This window comes from Desulfoplanes formicivorans, assembly GCF_001748225.1.
Taxonomy (GTDB): Bacteria; Desulfobacterota; Desulfovibrionia; order Desulfovibrionales; family Desulfomicrobiaceae; genus Desulfoplanes; species Desulfoplanes formicivorans.
Window position 1 is genome coordinate 189,726 of record NZ_BDFE01000008.1, and the last position, 21,840, is coordinate 211,565.

The following is a 21,840-nucleotide window of genomic DNA, read 5'->3' on the forward strand; positions in this document are numbered from 1 at the left end:
CATCAGTGCATCCAGCAAGCGAGGTATTTATCATGGATTTAAACAAATTTACCCAGAAATCACAGGAAGCCATTTCCCAGGCACAAAACGTTGCCATTCGCTTTGGCCATCAGGAAGTGGATGTGGAGCATTTGCTCCTTGCCCTTATCACCCAGGAACAGGGCCTTGTGGGCGTGCTTTTGGAAAAGGCCGGATACGATCCTGCGGCCTATGCCAAGGCCGTGGAACAGGAGCTGGGCCGTCGCCCCAAGGTCAGCACCCCAACCGGGGCCCCGGGAAATATCTACGTGAGCCAGCGGGTCAACTCCGCCCTTTTAAAGGCCCTGGATCTGGCCGGCAAGATGAAGGACGAGTATGTCAGCGTGGAGCATATTTTTCTTGCCCTGCTGGATGAGGGACCTTCCACACCCATTGGCAAGGTCAATGCACAATTCAAGATGGACAAGGACAAAATTCTCCAGACCATGACCGAGGTACGGGGAAACCAGCGGGTGACCTCGGCCAATCCCGAGGAAACCTATGACGCCCTGAAGAAATACGGTCGGGATCTTGTGGAAGAGGCCCGGCAGGGCAAGCTTGATCCTGTCATTGGTCGGGATGGAGAAATTCGGCGATGTATCCGCATTCTTTCTCGCCGGACCAAGAACAATCCCGTGCTCATTGGTGAAGCCGGTGTGGGTAAGACCGCCATTGTCGAGGGGCTGGCCCAGCGCATTCTCAAACAGGATGTACCCGAAGGGCTCAAGGACAAGACCCTGTTTGCCCTGGATATGGGATCGCTCATTGCCGGTGCCAAGTATCGGGGAGAGTTCGAGGAACGTCTCAAAGCCGTGCTCAAGGAGGTGCAGAAATCCGAAGGACGGATCATCCTGTTCATCGACGAAATCCACACCATTGTGGGCGCGGGCAAGGCCGAAGGAGCCATGGACGCGGGCAACCTGCTCAAGCCCATGCTCGCCCGTGGTGAACTGCACTGCATCGGTGCAACCACCATAGATGAGTACCGCAAGTATATTGAGAAGGATCCGGCCCTGGAAAGACGTTTTCAGCCGGTCATGGTTGATGAGCCGTCGGTGGAGGACGCTGTTTCCATTCTGCGCGGTCTCAAGGAACGCTTTGAGGTGCATCACGGGGTGCGCATCAGTGACAGCGCCCTGGTCAACGCAGCCACCCTGTCCAGCCGATACATCACCGACCGCCAGCTTCCCGACAAGGCCATTGATCTGGTGGATGAGGCCGCAGCCATGATCCGTACGGAGATCGACTCCCTGCCCACAGAGCTGGACGAGGTCAACCGGAAGATGATGCAGTTGGAGATTGAGCGCGAAGCCCTGCGCAAGGAGACGGATGCGGCTTCCAAGGAACGCCTGGAACGGTTGGAAAAGGAGCTTGCCGAAATCCGTGAACGCCAAAGCGTGCTCATGGCCCAGTGGGAAAAGGAGAAACAAAGCATCAACGGGCTCAAGAATTTGAAAAAAGAGATCGAACAAACCCGGCTGGCCATTGATGAGGCCAAGCGCAACTACGATCTCAATCGGGCCGCCGAACTGGAGTACGGCCGTCTGGCCCAGCTGACCCGGCAGCTCCAGGCCAGTGAGGACGCCGTCGTGCAGGACGGCGAGGGCACGCGTCTGCTCAAGGAAGAGGTCGGACCCGACGATATTGCTCAGATCGTGGCCAAGTGGACGCACATTCCCGTGGACAAGCTGGTGGAGGGAGAGCGGGAAAAGCTGCTCAAGCTCGGGGGTATTTTGCACCAGCGGGTCATTGGTCAGGACGAGGCCGTGGACGCGGTGGCAGACGCGGTCCTTCGGGCCCGGGCAGGACTCAAGGATCCCAATCGTCCCATTGGCTCGTTCATGTTTCTCGGGCCCACGGGCGTGGGCAAGACCGAGTTGTCCAAGACGTTGGCCCGGACCCTGTTTGACACCGTAGAGAACATGGTTCGGCTGGACATGTCCGAATATATGGAAAAACACACCGTGGCCCGGCTTATCGGCGCTCCTCCGGGATACGTGGGATATGACGAGGGCGGCCAGCTCACTGAAGCGGTTCGGCGCAAGCCCTATAGCGTGGTTCTGTTCGACGAGATTGAAAAGGCCCATCCCGATGTGTTCAATGTCCTGCTCCAGATCCTGGACGACGGACGGTTGACCGACAGCCACGGCAGAACCGTGGATTTCAAGAACACGATCATCATCATGACCTCGAATATGGGGTCAACCATTCTGCTTGAGGGGATTACCCCGGAAGGCGAGTTGGCCGAAGGGGTCAGGGAACAGGTTCTGCAAACCCTGCGCGGGCATTTTCGACCGGAATTCCTGAACCGTGTGGATGAGATCGTCCTGTTCAAGCCGCTTCTCAAGGATGAGATCAAGAAGATCATTGATCTGCTGCTGATGGGTCTGCAGGAGCGGCTTGAAGAGCGCAAAATCGGCCTGACGCTCACGGATCGTGCCAGGGATTTCATTGCCACCGAGGCCTATGATCCGGTTTATGGTGCCAGACCTCTGCACCGGTATCTCCAGGCGCATATTGAAACACCTCTGGCCAAGGAGATCATTGGAGGGCACCTGCTTGAAAGAAGCCAGGTGGTCATAGACAGCGATGAAAACGGGTTGGTGGTCAGAAGTGAGCAGCGCGACGCCTGATTCAGAACAATGATCCCGGTTTGCATCCGGCAGAATCTGTTTGTTGTGCCGGTTGATGCCCTGATGGCATTGGAGAAAACGCCCCGTGACGGTTAGCCGTCACGGGGCGTTTTAGGAAGATGGGGGTCGGGTAAAGTCCGGGCCTGAGGTGGAAAAAGGGTTACTTGAACTGGGGGGCATGTATGTTCAGGCGTTTGAGGATTTTTTGCAGCGCCACCCGGGAAAGCCCGCTTTGCCGGGCGGCCTCGGAAATATTCCCATGTGCCATGACGAGCAGTTCCTCGGTATACGCTCGGGTAAAGTCGTCCACCACCTTTTCCTTGGCTTCCTTGTAGGGCGAGAGTTCCCGGGAGGTTTCCCCGGGCGTGCCATCCAGCCCTTCGACCAGACGGATGTGGGCCATGTCGATGATTTCTGACGATGAAAAAACAGCCAGTCTGCGAATGAAATTCTGTAGTTCTCGGACATTGCCGGGCCATGGTTGGGTGGTCAGATAGGCGACAGCCTCGGGGGAAAGCTTTTTGGGTTCTGCATGCATCTCCTTGCATGCGGTCTGCAGAAAGTGGTGAGCCAGCAGGGCAATATCCCCCTTGCGCTCCCGCAATGAGGGAACGTTCAGGTTGAGCACATTGAGCCGGTAGTAGAGGTCTTCGCGAAAACTATTGCCCTTGATCTTGTCCTCCAGGGGCTGGTTGGTGGAGGCCAGGATGCGAACATTCACGGAAATGGGCGTGCTTGAGCCCACGGGTCGGATCTCTCCATCCTGGAGGGCACGAAGGAGTTTTGTTTGTATGCCCGGTGAGATGTCGCCGATTTCATCCAGCAGGAGGGTGCCGCCGTCTGCAGTAACAAAAATGCCCTTGCGGTCGCGGTCGGCTCCGGTAAAGGCCCCCTTGACATGGCCGAACAATTCGCTTTCGAGCAATTGGTCGGGAATGGCCGGACAGTTCACCGTGAGCATGGGGCGATTCTTGCGACTGCTCAATTTGTGGATGGTCCGGGCCACCAACTCCTTGCCGGTACCTGATTCCCCGCGGATGAGCACGGTGTAATCGGACAGGGCTACGGCAGCCAGTGTTTCCTTGAGCCGCACAATGGCCTTGCTTTCTCCGACCAGTTCATGGGTGCCGCATTGCTGGGCAATGACTTCCTGCAACCGGGCGTTTTCCACCAGAAGACGGCTCCGTTCCAGCCCGCGTTCAACCACCTGGAAGAGTTTGGCAGGTTCAACCGGTTTGGTCAGAAAGTCGTAGGCGCCGATTTTAAGAGCATCCACGGCTGTCTCCACGGTACCGTAGGCCGTGAGCATGACCACACTGAGATCGGGAAATTCCTCCTTGGCCTCCCTGAGTAGGGTCACGCCGTCCTTGCCGGGCATATTCAGGTCCGTCAGCATGAGCCCGAATCCGCCGTTACGCAGAAAATCAAGTGCTTCATGTCCGGATAGGGCGGCAACGATTCGTTCATCCGGATATTCGCGTCCAAGCAGACGGGCAAGGCCGACAGCGAAATCCTTTTCATCGTCTACTATCAGGATACCAACGGGATTCTTCAAGCATTACCTCCATCGTGGTCACCTTTGGTGACGGGCAGGACAATGATGAACATGGCCCCGCCGTTGTTTTTGATTGTAATGGTTCCGCCCATTTCCTGGACAAGGCCGTAGACCACGGCCAATCCGAGCCCTGTACCCATGCCCACTTCCTTGGTGGAAAAAAAGGGATCGAACAATTTTTTACTATGTTCTTTTGCAATGCCGGGGCCATTGTCGGCCACACAAATGCGGATGCTGCTGCTGTCCGGATCAAAACTCGCAGAAGCGGTTATTCGTCCCTTGTCCTGGGGCACGGCATCCAGGGCGTTTTTGAGCAGGTTGGCAAAAATCTGCTCCACGGCCTGCTCGTTGGCCAGAATGGCGGGAAGGGCATCATCAATAACCGATTCCAGTTTGATATTCTTTTTTTCCGCCTGAACGCGGAATACGCTCAGGGCATTTTTCAGGGCCTTGCCGATATCAAGCATGACAGGCTCGGCCTTTTTGGGCCGCGCAAAGTTGAGCAGATCCTGCAACACGTTTTCAGCCTGTGCTGCATGCTTGATGATCACCTCCACATCACGCATCTGGTCATCGCCCGAGGCATTGCCCTTGAGGAGTTCGGCATAGCATCTGATCACGCCGAGGGGATTGTTGATTTCATGGGCCAGGCCTGCAGCCAGCTGACCGACAGTGGCCAGCTTTTCGCTTTGCTGCATGGAAGCAAGCATTTGTTTTTCCTGGGTCACATCCCGAACATAGACAACGGCACGTCCCTCCCCGGGCGTCCCTTCGGACACGGGAAACACGTTGACGGAAAAGAACCTGCCATCTTCGGTTTGCACCTCGCGGTTCATGGACGTTCCCGACTCCAGTGCCACCTGAAGCGGGCAGTCTGCAAACAGCCCCTTTTGCCTGAACAAGGCGGCACATCCTTCATCGGTAATGTGGCCGCCAAATGATCGGGAAAGGTTCCGGGCCGCTTCATTGGCCAGGACCACATTGCCGGAACTGTCCATGAGCAGCAGGGGATCGCCAATGCCCTCGACAACGGCTTGCAGCATGTCCTTTTGCCAGAGCAGATTATGCAGGGCATTCAGATTTTCCATGGCAATGCCCAATTGCTGGCCCAGGGCCCGCAGGATATCGCGGTCCTGGGCGGATATCCGGGAACCTTCATCCCAGGTGAGACAGAGAATGCCTTCGGAAGATGTCCTGGAAGCGCCAACCGGAATAAATACCTTGCCCGGTTCGAAATAGGGATTGAATTCGGTGAGAATTTCCTTCCAGTTGTCAGGGAGCCGGGGCTTGGGAGTATTCTCGGGCCAGGTGTAGTAGGATTGAGAGGCAAGCATGCAGATGAAACTGCCGTTTCTGGCCCTGAACCGTCTGACAATGATCGGCAGAGAGTAGCGCCACATCTCCCGCCGGGTGTTGCTCTTGTTGAGACCATCAAGCAATTGGACAAACAGGGCCACGTCGGTGCGTCGCTCCTCGGCTTCGATTTTCAATTCACTGGTGCGGGCTTCCACCATGTATTCCAGATTTTCAGAGTGCTGACGCAACTGGTTGTGTATTTCATGAATATGATCGCCAAGTTCCTCAAGGCCTTGGACCATCTCTTCAATTTCGTCCACGTTGTCGAGCTTCTCAAGGGTCCCCAGTTCCGCATCTTTCTGAAAAAGCGTTCGAAATTTGTTGGATAGCCTCTGCAGGTTGGTTGCGATCAGTCGATTGAAGAATACCTGGACCAGACCAAAGAAGAACAATACGCCCAGGCCGTACAAGGCGGCATAGCCCTTGGTGGCGTTGCGGATTTTGGCCATGGCCCCATCAACAGGAACCCCGACGACCACCAGCCCGGCCACGTGATCCCTGGTGTGCCCAAATCCCCGTTGGGTCCCGTAGCGTTCCAGCAGGACAGGAGGGGAATCTTCGGGGTTGCCATGACAGGTCAGACAGGATTCCTTGAACACGACGGGTCTGGCCTTGACAAAGTATTCCTTGCCTTCCACCTGACGAAATCCCTGCCAGTATTTCTGTCCGGGATGCTTGCGAAAGTAGGTGAGCAGTTCCTTTTCATCCGCATTGATCTCGAACAGGGGATTGCGCGCGTTCTCGGCCACTCGACGATAATGGTATTCGGAGTGGGGCATGTTCAGCTGGTCCATAATGGCCCGGGATATGTAGGATGAAGACATGGCCTCGATGATGAAATCACCTTCCGGCAATTCCTGGTAGAGGGTGGGGCGCAATGTCTCACGCACATATTGCTGAACGCTTGAAACCTGGCGAAAGACAAGATCGGCCTTGTCCCTGACCTGGCTTTCCAGGAGTGAACTGAGATGAAAATAAAGGCTCGAGGCGAAAAACATCCCCAAGAGCAGGACAATGAGGCCGAGCCCCAGGAAGAATTTTGCCTGTAAATTTTTTGGACCAAACACGGTAGGTTCTCCGGGCAAGTGCCCTTTGGGTATATGCCTTCAACATCCATGGCGGGCTGCAGAAGACCGTGGGTAACGTATTTTTACCTTTTTATCCAACCATTGGGTCGAGAGGGGGAAACGCCAACCCGGGATTGCAAACTGCTAATTCGAGTTAGCAGGACCAGGGTTACGGAAAAATGAAAATTTGTTTTATATCAAATAGATATCGTGTATGACAACTCTTGGTATACGCCTTGCTGTATTTGGGTTCGACAACACCCATGTTAACCCAAATAAGGAGAGGTTGAGTCATGTCAAATGTTAGTGTCGGACGTCCCGACAACACCCCCACCTGGATCATGAGTGGAATACTGTTGTGCTTCGGACTGCTTGTATCTTCCGGAGTACTTACTGGTCTGCTGACCACGTTCAAGGTTCACAAAGCCATCGATCTGATGGAGAGCCTTGCGTTTATTGGCGGCGGTCTTGGTGTGATCACGGCTATTTTGCGTCAGTCACGTATGGACAAACCACTGGGAAAATTTGATGTCTTCGTGTTGGAGACCATTCCGGGCGTATTGTTCATTCTGTCACTGGCCATGGGTATCCGTTGGTTTGCCGAGCCCTTGGTCATCATGATGAGTTCTTCTTTGGTTCCGGTACTCGGATTCAAGATCCACAAGGTTTTGAACCTGAACTACGTCGTCCTGGGTATTATTGTTGGTATCATCATCACCAACAGCTGGGGCATCCCCAAGTTTGCCGCTTCCGGTGTTAAAACCGCCCGTTTTGTGCTCAAGATGGGAGTCATTCTGCTCGGTGCACGGTACTCCTTTGCTGAATTGGCCAAGCTGGGTATGGTTTCCATCTGGATGATCGGCTTTTTTGTTCTGGGTACTGTGTTTTTCGTCCTGTTTCTGGGCAAGGTTTTCAAGCAGCCCAAGTCCATGACCGGTGTTCTTTCTGCGGGCATGGGCGTGTGCGGTGTTTCGGCAACGGTTGCCTGTGCTCCGGTTGTCAAGGCCAAGTGTTCCGAAATGGCCTACACCATTGGTACCATCCTCGGTTTTGGTATCCTGTGCATGTTTGCCTTCCCGACCATTGGTAAGCTCGCGGGCATGAACGCGACCCAGTTCGGTGCCTGGGCCGGTACCGGCATCCTGAATTCCGCTCAGGTTGCAGCCGCCTGCTTGGCATTCAACGCCGTGGATATCAAGACCCTGAAGGTCGGTGAAATTTTCAACATCACCCGTGTTCTGTTCCTGCCGGTCATCGTTCTGCTGCTGGCCACCTGGTTTGGCAAGCAGTCCGGCCAGAAACTGTCCTTCAAGGAAGTTGTCATCGACAAGTTTCCCATTTTTATTCTCGGGTTCCTGTTGCTTTTCTTCATGTCCTCTTTGGGTGTCTTCTCGCCTGCGGACCACTACAAGGGCAAGTACCTCGATTTCAGCTACAACCAGCGTACAGAGGTCACTCCCGAGGAATTGACTGTACTCCAGAATGCCCAGCTTGCCGGCATCCCCGGTCTGAATGCCGAAGAACAGGCTGCCTTTGATGATCTTGTCAAACAGCATCAGATTGCTGGTAACTTTGAAGATCGCGACAACAAAAAGGTCTTTGACGAGACCGCCCGTGAGCGCATGCGCGGCCTGGAATCCATCCTTGCCCGGGTCAAGGGTGGTGAATTGACCCTGTCCGCAGAGGTTACCTCTGCCATCAAGCATGCGGTCAAGCAGGTTCAGAAGAAGTCCAAAACCGTTGTCACCCTGACCGATTGCATGATCTGGTTCTTTGCGTACGGCCTTATTGGACTGGGTATGCAGATCACCCGTAAGTCCCTGGCCCAGGCAGGTGGATGGCCGCTGGTCATGGGTGGCATTTCCGGCATGGCCAAGGCCACTTTGTCCTTCATTGTCGTTATGTACTTTGTCAAAGACGTTGTCCTTCACTAAAGGAGAAAGATCATGGCACAATCCGATATCAAGTGCGAAGTCAAGAATTCCGATCAGGAACAAAACGAAGAGCGTGCCCTGTCCGTGTTCGCTTCCGAGAAAAACGAGGACCTCACCGCCCTTGGTCTGGTTCTTGTGGTAACCTTCCTGGTTCTGCTGTTCACCAAGTGGATGGTTTAATTAAACCCTATCAATGAAAACGTTTGCGGTGGGGGCTTGGCCCCCGCCGCAAACGGATACCAAAGAAGACTTCCCGTAATGAAGCATATTCTACTCACCACACACGGAACGCCCGGTGCCCGCAAGGCAGAAGCCCTTGCCCTTGAATGGGCCCATCGCTACGGCGCAAAGGTCACCATCCTGTCCATTATCAACGAGGCCTGGGGTGACATGACCTGCGACGACTGGCTGAATACCTCCACCACACGCAACACCTTCGGGGCCTATGTTGCTGGCGAAATATCCAAGGAGATCGGTCAGCTCTGGGATCGACTGCGCGATGAATTCCAGGGTGTTGAAATCGATTTTTTGAGCAAGGCAGGCAAGCTCGAAGATGTGCTTGCCGAGGCAGCCAGAGAGGTGGATGCCGATGTGGTGATCATGGGCGCCTGGCAGCAGGAACAGGCTCCCGGCTTCAAGGACCGTTTTGAAAACAAGCGTCTGCATCCGCAGATGCCATGCCCTTTGGTGGTGGCGCCATGACCTATGCAGCTGAGACTATAGATCGTCGGGAGCGGGCCCATGCGCCCGTGAGTGAACTCCCCCGGGCCAATGTCTGGATGGAAACCAACCTGCCTTGGAATGCGTCTTTTTGGGAACAACTCCAGAGCAAAACCCTCATGCGGCTGAACCCGCATTGGCACATTGACAAGAACAAGGGGACAGGTTTTCCCGTGGAAGACGTGCTTGTGGAGACAGACTTCAGGACCACGCCCCAGATCATCGCGGGTCAAGGAACGTTCAGGGCTGTTTTCCCGGAGATCGGCCTGACCCTGGCCGCCCGTTCATGCGAGAATGGACAGAATACCTGTTTGTCTTTTAGCGTGGAAGAAAAGAACGGTTCGTTTTCAGGGGAAGATGCTGCCAGGACCATGCAATACTGGCTGCCCAGCCTGCGTGAATACTATCGGTTGTATGAAACCAACGGCTTGAAGCATCGCGTGTGGCGTTTTTTCATGAACAAGGTGATGTTGACCATGAATCCGACCCAGCGCAGGATCTGCGGATTCATGTTCAAGCTGACCGTGCTCGAATGCCTGCTCATCATTATTCTTGGGGTTGGCTGGTTTTATTACGGCGCTTAGGAGATTGAGAGATGCATACCAAACGACTCAAGAACATGTTCCGCCATTTTATCGTGGGGCTGGGGGCCATGACCTACCTTACATGGGGGTTTACGCTGCTCTACCAATACCTCGGAGTGGTCAACGACTGGCCTGGTGTGTTTCTGACCGTGGTGCATGAACCTTCTGGTGACTGGTGGCTGGATGTGGATTGGACCTCTCCGGTCCTTGTGGGTACCTTTGTGTGCACAACCCTGGCGGCCTTGGTGTACGCTGTTGTGCGACGCGACGATTATCTTGGCTATCGGGAATCCGAAATTCAGAGCCAATCAGGATTCTAGCCCTCCTTCAGGAGTCTCCTTTGACTCCATGCTTTTTCCCTCCGCATTGTCTTGGGCGTTGGCAGCCCGGGTGAGTTGTGCTACTTATGCTGTGCACTACCCGTTTTGTCTGTCCAGACTGAGCTCTCGCCCATACCCGGTTCGGGATGATCGGAGGAAGCATGTGGAGCGCCCTGGAAAATATCGCCTTTCGAGAGAGTCTTCCGATGCCGTTGTGTGCGGGAGATTCCATCTGCGGAGTTCTTGTCTCCGGCCAGATCAATCGAGGGCGCTTCAACCTGCAGTATCTCGGCCGAAGGCGCTGCAAACCCTATCTGCTCAAGCAATTCTACTGCCTGAATACCAACGCCTTTCTGCGTTGGCAAAACGAGGCGCGTTTCATCGAACTCCCTCAAATAGACGGATACATCTGGCCATGTGACGAATGGCGGGGCGGGGTGATCGCTCCCTGGCCCGAAGGTGTTCCCCTGTATGCATGGCTTCGGGCCAAACCCAGGAACCTGCCGGCCCGGATCGGCGTGGGCCTTGGTCTGGCCAGATGCATGGCCCGTCTGCATGATGCGGGCATCATCCACAGAAACCTTTCTTCATCCTGTGTCTGGATAAGCGAAAAAAACATTCAGATCAGCGACTTTGGCGCTGCCTGCCATGAACGGTGGGATGATTTCTGGAACGACTCCATGCCACCCTGCGGGTCCCCGGCTTATGCCTCGCCTGAAGCCTTGCACGGGAAAAAATCCGGTCCTGCAAAGGATATGTATGCCCTGGGAGGGCTTCTCTACCTTCTTCTGGCTGACAGACCGCCGTTTAACAGGCTGAAATTATTGATCAGAAAGCGTATCCCGTGGGATATTCTCCCTGATACCCTGCCACCTGTCCGGGAAGTTCCGCCCTCATTGTATGACGGCATCACGGCCTGTATGGCCGGAAATCCTGCCAATCGTCCCACCGCCCATGAGGTTGCCAGCATTCTGGCCGAGTATGGTGAATGGGACGACCAGGACACACAGATCGTGTTGCCCCCGCTTCGTTTCAACAATCGTCATCGGCAGCGCATCATGGTCTTCATCAAGGGAGACGAGCGAGCAGCCTCCTTGTTTGATGCCGCCATAGAGCAGGCTTTGGCAGAACCCTCCCTTTTTCTGTTTGTGGGTCTGGTTCCCGGGAACCTGCCAAGCGGTCATCTGGAGCGTTTCAAGGGCAGTCTCTACCGCAAGCTGGCCCAGGGGCTGATACGGTGCCGCAGGCATCATCTTATATGGAGTCTGCGCCTTTTGGAAACGATTGTTCCGGAATACACGGCCCTGAAACTGATCAGACAATATCGTCCCATGCAGGTCTTTCTCGGGAAGGCGACATCCAGGCCTGGCAGCGTGTTTTGTCGGTGTCTTAAGCGCCAGACAGCCCGTGAGAATATCGGTATCACCCATATTATTTGATGCCTGCCTCGGATGGCCCTGAGATCCGTTCTGATCTGATTCCTGGTCGGGACAACTCCTCGGAGATGTCCTTCATCTCACCCTGAAACGTTGGGAACGGCCATCAGCCTGGACAGTCAATGCCGGGGTTCTGTTATGGCGTCATCATGAATCCGGCCATACCCAGAACAAATCCCAAAACAGCGCCCATGGGAGGGGCCCAGTATGTTTCGAGTTTTGCCTGTGGGGCAATATCCTGAAATATGGAATAGAGAATGCCGCCGGATGCAAAAAGCATGATGGCGGCAACAATGGCGGGATTATCCTGCAACCACAGGTACCCGGACACACCCACCAGGGGGCCGAGTAGGGCCATCACGGCAAAGATGAGTACGATTGTTCGTGAACTGTATGAAGAAGACGCTTTGAGTTCACAATAGGCATTGAACCCCTCCGGAAGATTTTGCAAGGCTATCAAACCGGCAAGTACAAACACACTGCTTTTGCCTGTGGCGAACGCAGCGCCCAGGGCAATTGACTCGGGTATAAAATCGGAAAGCATGGCAGTCAGTTGACTTGCAGCGGTATCTATTTTTTTGAGGATGATATCAACGAACATAAAGCTCAGTCCGCCAGCTATAAAGAAGAGGGAAGCGGACCAGGGTTTAAAACGGGTGATTCCCTCGGGCACCAGAACAAGGGCAACTGCAGACAGAAGCGCACCCCCTCCAAAGGCCATGACGCCATGACGGAACTCTTTTTCAAGCCATTCCGGTTTGAATTGTTCACGCGAGGCAAAGGCCGCGCCTATCGGCATGGCCAGACCAGCCAGGAGGGTTGATGCAATGACCAAAAACAGCGGATGCATGGTTTCCTCCGGGGAAATAGTTGTTTGTATGACAACAATCAGGTTGACGTCTGGAAACCTTATGCCTGCCTGGTTGTCGGTGCTGGCATACCCCATTTTAAGTGGTTTGGACAGACGCGGTTGGGGGTTGATGGCGTCTGATTCTTGTGATGACAGGCATCTCTTGGGTTGATGATCAGCTTAATGAAAAAAACGGGACGGCACAGGATGCCGCCCCGTTTTCTTTTTTATACAGGAATATGGATCAGGGGGCTGTGGCCTGGTCTTTAAGACGACGGGCCAGTTGGGTGAGTTCTTCAAGGGTTTCTGAAGATTCCTCAATGGCTTGAGCCGTGGAGTTGGCCACCTCATTGACTTCTGCAATGGCCCGGCTGATTTGTTCACTGGTGGCTGACTGCTGTTCCGCGGCTGTGGCAATGGCCTGAACCTGATCATTGGTGGAGATCACAATGCCCACGATTTCTTCCAGCGCGCTTCCGGACTGGGAGGCAAGGTTTGTGGCGTTTTCCACGGAATGTACCGCATTGTCCACGTCAGTCACGTTGTTTTCCGTGCCCGCCTGAATGGTCCGAATGGCCTCGCCAACTTCCCGGGTGGCTTCCATGGTTTTTTCGGCCAGTTTGCGGACTTCGTCGGCAACCACGGCAAAGCCTCTTCCAGCTTCACCTGCCCGGGCAGCTTCAATGGCTGCATTAAGGGCCAGCAGATTGGTCTGATCTGCAATATCGTTGATAACGTTCATGACCTTGCCAATGCCAGCTGCCTGTTCGCCCAGCTTGGACATATTGCGTTTCATGACCAGGGCCTTGTCCTGGACTTCGGTTATAGCGGAGATGGCCTGTTTTACAATTTCTGATCCTGCCATGGCCTTTTGGCGGGCAGCGTCGGCCTGTTCTGCGGCACTGGAGGCTCCCCGGGCAACTTCCAATACGGTGGCGTTCATTTCTTCCATGGCCGTGGCTGTTTCAGCCACGCGGTTGCGCTGGATTTCAGACCCCTGGCTCATGTTCCGGAAGTTGATTGTAAACTGGTCTGCAGATTCGGCAATATGTCCTGCAGCCGCTTCAATGCCCTGGTTGATGTCTTCCAGCCGGTGCATGTTTTGGCTGAGCTCGTGTTCCTTGCGTACCAGGTCGGTGACCTCGCGTGCCACCTCCACATACCCGATGTGCTGGCCGTTTTTGTCCCGGATCACGTCAGCCAAGGGCTGAATGTAGATTGGTTTGTCAGGGGTGCCTATGGCGAGAATTTCCGATTGCACAAGGCTCTGGCTCTTTTTGGCCTGGGTGATGGGGCAATTGGGGGTCTCGCAGACCTCTGTGCGGAAAGTATCGGCGCAGCGGGCACCAAGCAACTGGTCTACCTTTTTGCCAAGCATTTTTTCCGTGGCCTGGTTGGCCATGAGGATGCGGAAGTCGTCATCTACGGCAAAAATGGGATCCGGCACGGCATTGAGCATGTTCATGTAGCCCTGGGCTTCGGTGAGCAAGGTCGCGATTTTTTTCATGAGCGCGTTGAAGGATTCTGCCAACTCGCCAATTTCGTCGTGTTGATGGGCATTGATACGGTCGGAAAGGTTGGCGCGGTCGTGGCGGATGTCTTCAATCTTGGCGATGATTGTCTTTACCGGGCGGATGACCGAGCGGGTCAGCAAAAGGGTAATGAGCAGCAAGGGCAGGACCAGCAGGGCGAGCAAAATACCACTGAAGCGGGTGCCTGCGGCCTGGATGATGGCGTTGTCCGAGGAGATGTTCAGGGCGTAGACCATGACACCGATCTGGTCGCCCTTGTAATCGCGGATGGGAAAGGCGGAAAGGGCCTCTTCTCCCTTTTCCTCGACAACGAGGCCCTGCTTGCCTTGAAGCAGCAGGTCCTCGGTAATCAGGCCGTCCAAAGCGGGATTATCTGCTCCGGTAACGAGCACGAAATGGTTGCCCACCCGGGGATTTTTTTGAGGGTCCTGAAGGCGGGTGGTGATGTCCAGGTATTCGGCGTTCATGTACAGGCGCATACTGCTTCTGTCGCTTGATCCGGCGGCTTCCATGATGGGATTGAAGTCGATGAGCACTTCCACGGAGCCGAGATGGCTACCGTGATCATCCTTCACCGGTGAAAGACCGCGGATGGCAAAGCCGCCGCGACCAAGCTCAATGCCCTGCATGGGTTGGTATTGGCGATTCACGTCCAGCACGGTCTGGCGAAATGACGAGAGATCGTCCGAGATGTCCATCCATGTGCCGTTTACCTTGGTTTGCTGCTTGCGCCACATGCGAACCAGGCTGCGACCGTTGGGTAAGTGGAAATGAAGACGTAGCGGTTTGCCTGTCACTGATTGGAATCCGGCCATGATCGGGGCCAGTTCGCGACGCAGCATGTCCCGAGCCTTTTGGCTCTGGGGGGATGCTGCGTCGTCCATGTTCCCGGATCCGGCGACATGATAGGCCTCCACCACTTGGGGGAGTGTGCTGAACATGGCCGCTTGGTTGCGTGCCTGCAATGAAGCGGCATTAATGGCATTGACCACTTCGTGCGCCTTTTGTTCCATGGTGTGGGTCAGTCCCTGACGATGCAGGTGATCAAGTTCCCGTCCAACAAGCCAGTATGCCACCAGGCCGAGCAGGACCACAGCACCACCAAGAACCAAAGCAATTTTCAACCGGATACTCATTCCACCCTCCCTCATGATCGTGTAACGCACTTAATGGAAAAAAGAGATCATGGTCCAAACGCGAACCATGGGACGTGCACAAGCACTTTTTTATGGCTTGAGCGATCATGCACAATCGATGGCCAGTTATAGAATGATGCAAGGGCTGTACAATGCTGCCAACGCATGTGCCGATAAGAACATGCGTAAAAAGGGACAAACCAGGCATGTTTTTAGAAAAAAGAAAAGTTTGCCTGGTTATTGTTTTGATTTCATATAGATATGGACGATTTTGGGATTGCCCGAAAAAGTGTTGGTATTATGGACGCAAGTTATAAAATTCACAATATTGATTGTTTCTTGTGCCATACCAACGCGGAGGACGCGAATCATTCGCCCGGATGATCACAATCAACTGACAGGCCATGATGACGAGACAGCTTCATGCAGCCTGCATGCCTCTGACCTCTTGTGTTGCCAACGCTCCTCAGGGGCCTTGGCACAGGGCAGTGGACAATCTGTATGTCTTGTCAGCACGGGAGGTGGGAAAAACAGGGGGGCCAAGCTTTCAAACGGGTACAAGGTACTTAAAGAAAAAGGCCTTACGCATCTGCGTAAGGCCTTTCATTATCTGGCGTCCCCAGCGGGGTTTGAACCCGCGTTACCGGCGTGAGAGGCCGGCGTCCTAGGCCACTAGACGATGGGGACATTGAGGTGGTGGGCCGTGCAAGGCTCGAACTTGCGACTCTCTGCTTAAAAGGCAGATACTCTACCAACTGAGTTAACGGCCCGTGCTGCGAGAAACAGCTTCTATAGATTCGAGCAGTGCCTGTCAAGGCGAAACCTGCGGGAAAATGAAAATTATACGTCTTGGCAGGGATGCGCTGTCTAGTCTCCGATGAATCCTATGCCGGCTGCGCCCGGACCTGCGTGGCTTACCAAGGTGTAAGAGGCCTCGACAACCGGAATATCGTCCGTGTCAAAGGTTTTCCGGATGTTCTGGACAAACCATGCCGCCAATTGGGGATTATTGGCATGGGCTACAACGAATTGCAGGTTCTTTTTTCCCATGGCTGCTTTGCGGGCCTTGGCCCAGGTTTTTTTACGCACGCCGTGTCTGGAAAATCCAACGCCGTCGAGTTTGACCGTACCATCTTCCTTGAAGGTAATAATCGGGCGAAGTTGCAGAATGGAAGCAAGTTTGCCTGCTGAATTGCTTAATCTGCCCCCCCGGAGATGGTATTTGAGGGTGTCGAAGCAGAAAAAGGCCCTGGCCTTGCTAGCGGCCTTCTCGGCCACCTGCACGACTTCCTGCTGACTCATACCCTGGGCGGCTGCCTTAGCGGCTTCCAGAACGACCAGACCCATGGCCATGGAATTGCAGGTACTGTCGACAATACTGACCTTGTCATTGTATCCCGAGGCTATTCGGCGAGCTCCGTGAATGGTGCCGCTATGGGCCGGTGGCAGATGGATGGAGACGCATGCATCATAGTATTTGAGCAAAAAGGAATACATGCGCTTGAACTGGGAAGGCGTGGGCTGAGAGGTCTTTATGGGGGTTTTGAAATCGCACAGCCTGGCATAGAAATCGTCCCGGTGGATTCCCTGTTTGTCCAGATAGGTCTCGTTATCGCCGAACACGAGACTGTGATGGATGAAATGGATGTTGTATTTTTCGCACAAGTCCTGGGGAATATCGCATCCCGTGTCCGTAACAATGGCGACGCGGGCCTTGTCCGAACGATGGGCGTCATGGTTTTGCTGTTCCATGTCGTCGATTTTCTGTTCGCGAAATTCCCCTTCCCGGGCCACGATTTTGAAGATATCGGCCGGGTGGTTGGTATGGATGTGCACTTTGGCCTTGGTGGAAGAACCTGCGACAATAAGGGAATCACCAAGGCCTTCGAGGTCTGTTCTCAGTTTGCGGATATCAATGCCTTGCCCTACAACAAGACATTCGGTGCAGTATCTGAATGGTGAATTTTCATGGTCGTCAAAAAAGTCTTCGCCAATGAGCGGGAGGTTTGCTGAGGCCTGTTTCTGGGCGTTCTGCCGGGAGGCCGCCAAATCACCCTTTTCCATGAACGTGACAATGCCTTCAAGCATGTACACAAATCCCTGAGCTCCTGCATCCACGACACCGGCCTTTTTCAGTGATGCCAGCTGTTCAGGAGTGCGATCCAGTGCCTTCTGGGCCCAGTCCAGGGAGTCCCGAAGCAGTTCGTCAAAATCCGTTGTTTTCTTGCAATTTTCCCGGACCCTGTCTGACCATTCCCGGATCACGGTCAGGATGGTTCCTTCCTTGGGTGATGAAATGGCTTCCTGGGCCCTTTGAGCGGCCACGTGGACGGCTTGCCCGAATCGTTCGGTGGTTACCTTGCGGTGATCCTTGAGTCCTTCGGCAAGGCCTTGGAAAAACTGGGCGAGAATGGCTCCGGAATTGCCTTTGGCACCCATGAGGGCGGAATCGGCAAGGGCATTGCTGACCCGATTCAGAGACTTGTCGATATTTTCTTTGGCTCGTTCGGCAATGCTTTTCATGGTCGCGGCCATGTTGCTTCCCGTGTCTCCGTCGGGAACAGGGAAGACATTGATGGCATCAAGATGCTTCTGCATGGCCACGACCCAGTCAGCTCCAGCCACAATGGCTCGTTGAAGCCTGACTCCGTTCAGATACTTGATCTTTCCGAGGGCGGCTTCCATCTTTGCCGACGTGGTTTCGTCGTTTTCAGAGGAATGAGGCGTGTTGGGAGTTTCGTTGTCTGCCAATGTACTATCCTGGGTAGATGATATCGGTTCCCCCCATGTAGGGGCGAAGGATGTCCGGGATGACGACGGAACCGTCTTCCCGTTGATAATTTTCGAGAATGGCGACCATGGTTCGGCCAACGGCCAGTCCCGATCCGTTCAACGTATGGACCAGGCGGTTTTTGGAACTGCCTTTGGGCCTGAACCGGATGTTGGCCCGTCTGGCCTGAAAGTCTTCGCAATTGGAACAGGAGGATATCTCCCGGTATTTGTTTTGTCCAGGAAGCCACACTTCTATATCATAGGTTTTGGCCGCGGAAAACCCCAGGTCGCCCGTGCACAGGGTCACCACCCTGTAATGGAGTCCGAGTTTCTGCAGAATGGCTTCGGCATGGCCAAGGAGAAGTTCGAGATCTTCATAGGAGTGATCCGGATGGGCGATCCTGACCATTTCCACCTTGTCGAACTGGTGCTGCCGGATGATGCCTTTGGTATCCTTGCCGTATGACCCGGCTTCGGATCTGAAACAGGGAGTGAACGCGGTCAGCGCCGTGGGCAGATCATCCTCTTCGAGGATTTCATCCCGAAAGAGGTTGGTCAGGGGTACTTCGGCCGTGGGAATGAGATAGTAATCGCTCTGTTCCAGTTTGAACAGGTCATCGGCAAATTTGGGCAGCTGACCCGTGCCGAGAAGGGATGTCTTGTTGATGATGGCTGGAGGCATGACCTCGGTGTACCCGTGTTCCAGGGTGTGCACATCAATCATGAAGCTGGTCAGGGCCCGTTCCATGCGCGCGGCCCAATCCTTGAGCACCACGAATCGACTGCCCGTGAGTTTGGCCGCCCTGGGGAAATCAAGGCCTCCAAGAGCGGTGCCGATTTCCCAATGTTCCTTGGGAGTGAATGCAAACTCCGGCTTGTTCCCCCAGACCTTTTCCTCCCGGTTGTCGTTCTCGTCCCGGCCCACGGGAACGTCTGCGTGGGGCATGTTGGGGATGGTCAGCAAAAAGGCCTTGGTTGTCGCATCAACGGCCTTGAGCTCCTCATCCAGCTGTTTGATGCGAGCGGATACCCCGGAGAGTTCCTTGAGCAGTTCCGAGGCGTCTTCCTTGTTGCGTTTTTTTTGGGCAACCTCGGCAGATGCCTTGTTCCGGAGGCTTTTGAGATCTTCCACCTCGGCCAAAAGTTTTCTTCGTCTGGAATCCGTCTCCAGAAAGGATTCGATGTCAATGGAAGCGTTCCTTGTTTTCAAGGCTGCGGCAACCTGGTCGACATGACCACGTACAAATTTGAGATCGAGCATGAACGTCAACTCCTGGCGGGTAAGGCATGAGATCGGAGGAAAGGTGGGGTTCCATCATTCACTAAAAAATCATGATTGCACAAACAAGCAGGTGGCCTACCATGGGAAACGTGGAAAAGGCCACCCGCAACACGGCCATTTTGTTTGCCCAAATATGGCGGTTTTGTCAAAAAAAATGTCGTTGAGGCAGGTGTCGATTTTTTGAAAAAAAGAAGAAAATGAAGGTTCGTTGAGTTTTTTGGCGAAATGATTAGTAATTATTGGCCTGGAGCTGGAAACAGGACACGACAGGTTGAAAAAAATGTTTGTTTTTTGAAAATAGCCCTTGAAATTTCCTTTGTGATGCTTACAATCCGTTTCTGTTAGCACTTGAGTTAATCGAGTGCTAACAATCTTCGTTATCAATCAACCTTATTTTGGAGGAACAAACAATGAAACTCAGACCGCTTCATGATCGCATCCTGGTAAAACGGGTAGAGGAAGAGGAAGTAACCAAGGGGGGCATCATCATCCCTGACAGTGCCAAGGAAAAACCCATCAAGGGCAAGGTCCAGGCTGCCGGTCCCGGCAAAACCGCTGATGATGGCAAGCTCATCCCCATGGGCGTGAAGGAAGGCGACGAGGTTATTTTCAACAAGTACGCCGGTACCGAGGTCAAGATCGATGGCGAGGAACTCTTGATCATGCGCGAAGATGACATTCTGGCTGTTATCGAGGCATAGCACTAAGAAGGAACTTCTGAAAATGAAAGGTCGGCCCCATGGCAGTTGATACTGCGCCATGGGAGCATCTGTTTCATGGTTTATTACTTCGATCCCAACAAAGGAGAGAGATACAATGGCTTCCAAAATTATCAAATTCGAAGAAAAGGCTAGAGAAAGCCTCAAACTCGGCCTGGATCAGCTGGCCGATGCCGTCAAGGTTACCCTTGGCCCTAAGGGCCGTAATGTTGTTATTGAAAAATCTTTTGGCGCACCCATCATCACCAAGGATGGTGTAACTGTAGCCAAGGAAATCGAGCTGGAAGACAAGTTCGAGAACATGGGCGCCCAGTTGGTCAAGGAAGTTGCTTCCAAGACTTCCGATGTTGCTGGTGACGGTACCACAACCGCGACCATCCTGGCCCAGGCCATCTTCAAGGAAGGCGTCAAGCTGGTTGCTGCAGGCCGCAATCCCATGTCCATCAAACGCGGTATCGACAAGGCTGTTGAAGTCATTGTCGCCGAACTGGACAGGGTTGCCAAACCCACCCGCGACCCCAAGGAAATCGCTCAGGTCGGTACCATTTCCGCCAACAACGACGCCACCATCGGCAACATCATTGCCGAGGCCATGGACAAGGTTGGCAAGGAAGGCGTCATCACGGTTGAAGAAGCCAAAGGCTTTGACACCACTCTGGACGTTGTCGAGGGTATGCAGTTTGATCGTGGCTACCTGTCTCCCTACTTCGTGACCAATCCGGACAAGATGGTTTGCGAGATGGAAGAGCCCCTGATCCTGATCAACGAAAAGAAGATCTCCAGCATGAAGGAACTTCTGCCCGTTCTGGAGCAGGTCGCCAAGATGAGCAAGCCTCTGGTGATCATTGCCGAAGACATCGAAGGCGAAGCCCTGGCCACTCTGGTTGTGAACAAGCTGCGTGGCACTCTGAATGTTGTGGCTGTCAAGGCTCCCGGCTTTGGCGAGAGAAGAAAGGCCATGCTCCAGGATATCGCCGTGCTCACCGGCGGTCAGGTTGTCTCCGAAGACCTGGGTATCAAGCTCGAGAACATCACTCTGAACGATCTTGGCAGCGCCAAGCGTGTTGTCATTGACAAGGAAACCTCCACCATTGTTGATGGTGCAGGCAAGGCCGAGGATATCAAGGCCCGTGTCAAGCAGATCCGTTCGGAGATCGAGGAAACCACTTCCGATTACGATCGTGAGAAGCTCCAGGAACGTCTGGCCAAGATCGTCGGTGGTGTGGCCGTAATCAATGTCGGCGCTGCCACGGAAACCGAGATGAAGGAAAAGAAGGCCCGTGTGGAAGACGCTTTGAACGCCACCCGTGCCGCTGTTGAGGAAGGCATTGTTCCTGGTGGTGGTGTTGCCCTGGTTCGTGCCCAGAAGGTGCTTGGCGATGTCAAGGCTGCTGATGACGATGAAACCGCTGGTGTCGAAGTCGTCCGCCGCGCCCTGGAAGCTCCCATCCGTCAGATCTGCGCCAACGCAGGTTTTGAAGGTGCTGTAATCGTTGAAAGCGTACGCAACGGCAAGGATGATTACGGTTTCAACGCCGCGACCGGTGAGTTCGAGGATCTGGTCAAGGTCGGCGTCATCGATCCCAAGAAGGTTACCAGGACTGCTTTGCAGAACGCTGCTTCCGTGGCCTCCCTGTTGTTGACCACCGAGGCTGCCATTGCCGAGAAGCCCGAAGAAAAGAACGACATGCCTGCAATGCCCGGTGGCGGCATGGGCGGCATGGGCGGCATGATGTAAGCCTGTTTGACCGTTTCTCGCTGATGCAATGCAAAAAAGCCGGTCCCTGCAAGGGGCCGGCTTTTTTGCATTGGTTATGAGAACTCTTGGTACAAACAGTGATCAGACTTGTTGCATGGCCGGGGCTGTACCTCATGGCCCTTCCTGCTTGATATCTCCTGTATGGTCTGAATCCCTCTCCAGGAGAA

At 54.2% G+C, this 21,840-nt stretch carries 15 protein-coding genes and 2 tRNA genes; 9 read left to right on the plus strand and 8 right to left on the minus strand.

Annotation, left to right across the window (positions count from 1 at the left end):
- Positions 1-32 precede the first annotated feature (32 nt).
- On the plus strand, positions 33-2,651 hold the full coding sequence (gene clpB, locus DPF_RS03495) for an ATP-dependent chaperone ClpB (RefSeq protein WP_069857479.1): 2,619 nt from the start codon (positions 33-35) through the stop codon (positions 2,649-2,651).
- Between the two features lie 160 nt (positions 2,652-2,811).
- Here the strand turns inward: clpB and DPF_RS03500 are convergent, their stop codons facing one another.
- A complete protein-coding gene (locus DPF_RS03500) occupies positions 2,812-4,206 on the minus strand; it encodes a sigma-54-dependent transcriptional regulator (protein ID WP_069857480.1) in 1,395 nt (464 codons plus the stop codon).
- Positions 4,203-6,629 (minus strand): c-type heme family protein, encoded by a 2,427-nt coding sequence (locus DPF_RS03505; RefSeq protein WP_069857481.1) that lies wholly within the window; start codon positions 6,627-6,629, stop codon positions 4,203-4,205. Before DPF_RS03505 ends, DPF_RS03500 begins: the two co-directional genes overlap by 4 nt.
- Before the next feature lie 293 nt (positions 6,630-6,922).
- On the opposite strand from DPF_RS03505, the gene DPF_RS03510 reads away from it, so the two are divergent.
- The 6 genes from DPF_RS03510 (at position 6,923) to DPF_RS03530 (ending at position 11,626) form a co-directional block, all read left to right on the plus strand.
- Positions 6,923-8,563, plus strand: coding sequence for a YeiH family protein (locus DPF_RS03510; RefSeq protein WP_069857482.1), 1,641 nt, complete (start codon positions 6,923-6,925; stop codon positions 8,561-8,563).
- 12 nt (positions 8,564-8,575) lie between these two features.
- Positions 8,576-8,743 carry a hypothetical protein gene (locus DPF_RS13995; protein ID WP_176724153.1) on the plus strand — a complete coding sequence of 56 codons (168 nt, stop codon included), beginning with the start codon at positions 8,576-8,578 and terminating at the stop codon, positions 8,741-8,743.
- Positions 8,744-8,821: 78 nt separating this feature from the next.
- Complete coding sequence (locus DPF_RS03515) at positions 8,822-9,265, plus strand: universal stress protein (RefSeq protein WP_069857483.1); 444 nt, start codon at positions 8,822-8,824, stop codon at positions 9,263-9,265.
- Positions 9,262-9,867 (plus strand): hypothetical protein, encoded by a 606-nt coding sequence (locus DPF_RS03520; RefSeq protein ID WP_069857559.1) that lies wholly within the window; start codon positions 9,262-9,264, stop codon positions 9,865-9,867. The genes DPF_RS03515 and DPF_RS03520 overlap by 4 nt, the downstream gene beginning before the upstream one ends.
- 11 nt (positions 9,868-9,878) lie before the next feature.
- Positions 9,879-10,187 carry a hypothetical protein gene (locus DPF_RS03525; RefSeq protein WP_069857484.1) on the plus strand — a complete coding sequence of 103 codons (309 nt, stop codon included), beginning with the start codon at positions 9,879-9,881 and terminating at the stop codon, positions 10,185-10,187.
- A 161-nt stretch (positions 10,188-10,348) separates the two neighbouring features.
- Entirely contained in the window at positions 10,349-11,626 is a 1,278-nt protein-coding gene (locus DPF_RS03530; protein ID WP_069857485.1) for a protein kinase domain-containing protein, read from the plus strand.
- A 133-nt stretch (positions 11,627-11,759) separates the two neighbouring features.
- Here DPF_RS03530 and DPF_RS03535 read toward each other — a convergent pair whose 3' ends face one another.
- The 6 genes from DPF_RS03535 to serS form a co-directional block, all read right to left on the minus strand.
- On the minus strand, positions 11,760-12,473 hold the full coding sequence (locus DPF_RS03535) for a ZIP family metal transporter (protein WP_069857560.1): 714 nt from the start codon (positions 12,471-12,473) through the stop codon (positions 11,760-11,762).
- Positions 12,474-12,717: 244 nt separating this feature from the next.
- Positions 12,718-15,141, minus strand: coding sequence for a methyl-accepting chemotaxis protein (locus tag DPF_RS03540; RefSeq protein ID WP_069857486.1), 2,424 nt, complete (start codon positions 15,139-15,141; stop codon positions 12,718-12,720).
- A 611-nt stretch (positions 15,142-15,752) separates the two neighbouring features.
- A tRNA-Glu gene (locus DPF_RS03550) sits at positions 15,753-15,828 on the minus strand.
- Positions 15,829-15,835: 7 nt separating this feature from the next.
- Positions 15,836-15,911 (minus strand) — tRNA-Lys (locus DPF_RS03555).
- 97 nt (positions 15,912-16,008) lie between these two features.
- A complete protein-coding gene (locus DPF_RS03560) occupies positions 16,009-17,892 on the minus strand; it encodes a DegV family protein (protein WP_083254436.1) in 1,884 nt (627 codons plus the stop codon).
- 4 nt (positions 17,893-17,896) lie between these two features.
- A complete protein-coding gene (gene serS, locus DPF_RS03565) occupies positions 17,897-19,174 on the minus strand; it encodes a serine--tRNA ligase (RefSeq protein WP_069857488.1) in 1,278 nt (425 codons plus the stop codon).
- Between the two features lie 431 nt (positions 19,175-19,605).
- Between serS and groES the strand changes: the two genes are divergently transcribed.
- Together groES and groL are read left to right on the plus strand one after the other, a co-directional pair.
- Positions 19,606-19,896, plus strand: a complete 291-nt coding sequence (gene groES / locus DPF_RS03570) for a co-chaperone GroES (protein WP_069857489.1) — start codon at positions 19,606-19,608, stop codon at positions 19,894-19,896.
- Positions 19,897-20,011: 115 nt separating this feature from the next.
- Positions 20,012-21,652, plus strand: coding sequence for a chaperonin GroEL (gene groL / locus DPF_RS03575; protein ID WP_069857490.1), 1,641 nt, complete (start codon positions 20,012-20,014; stop codon positions 21,650-21,652).
- Positions 21,653-21,840: the final 188 nt, after the last annotated feature.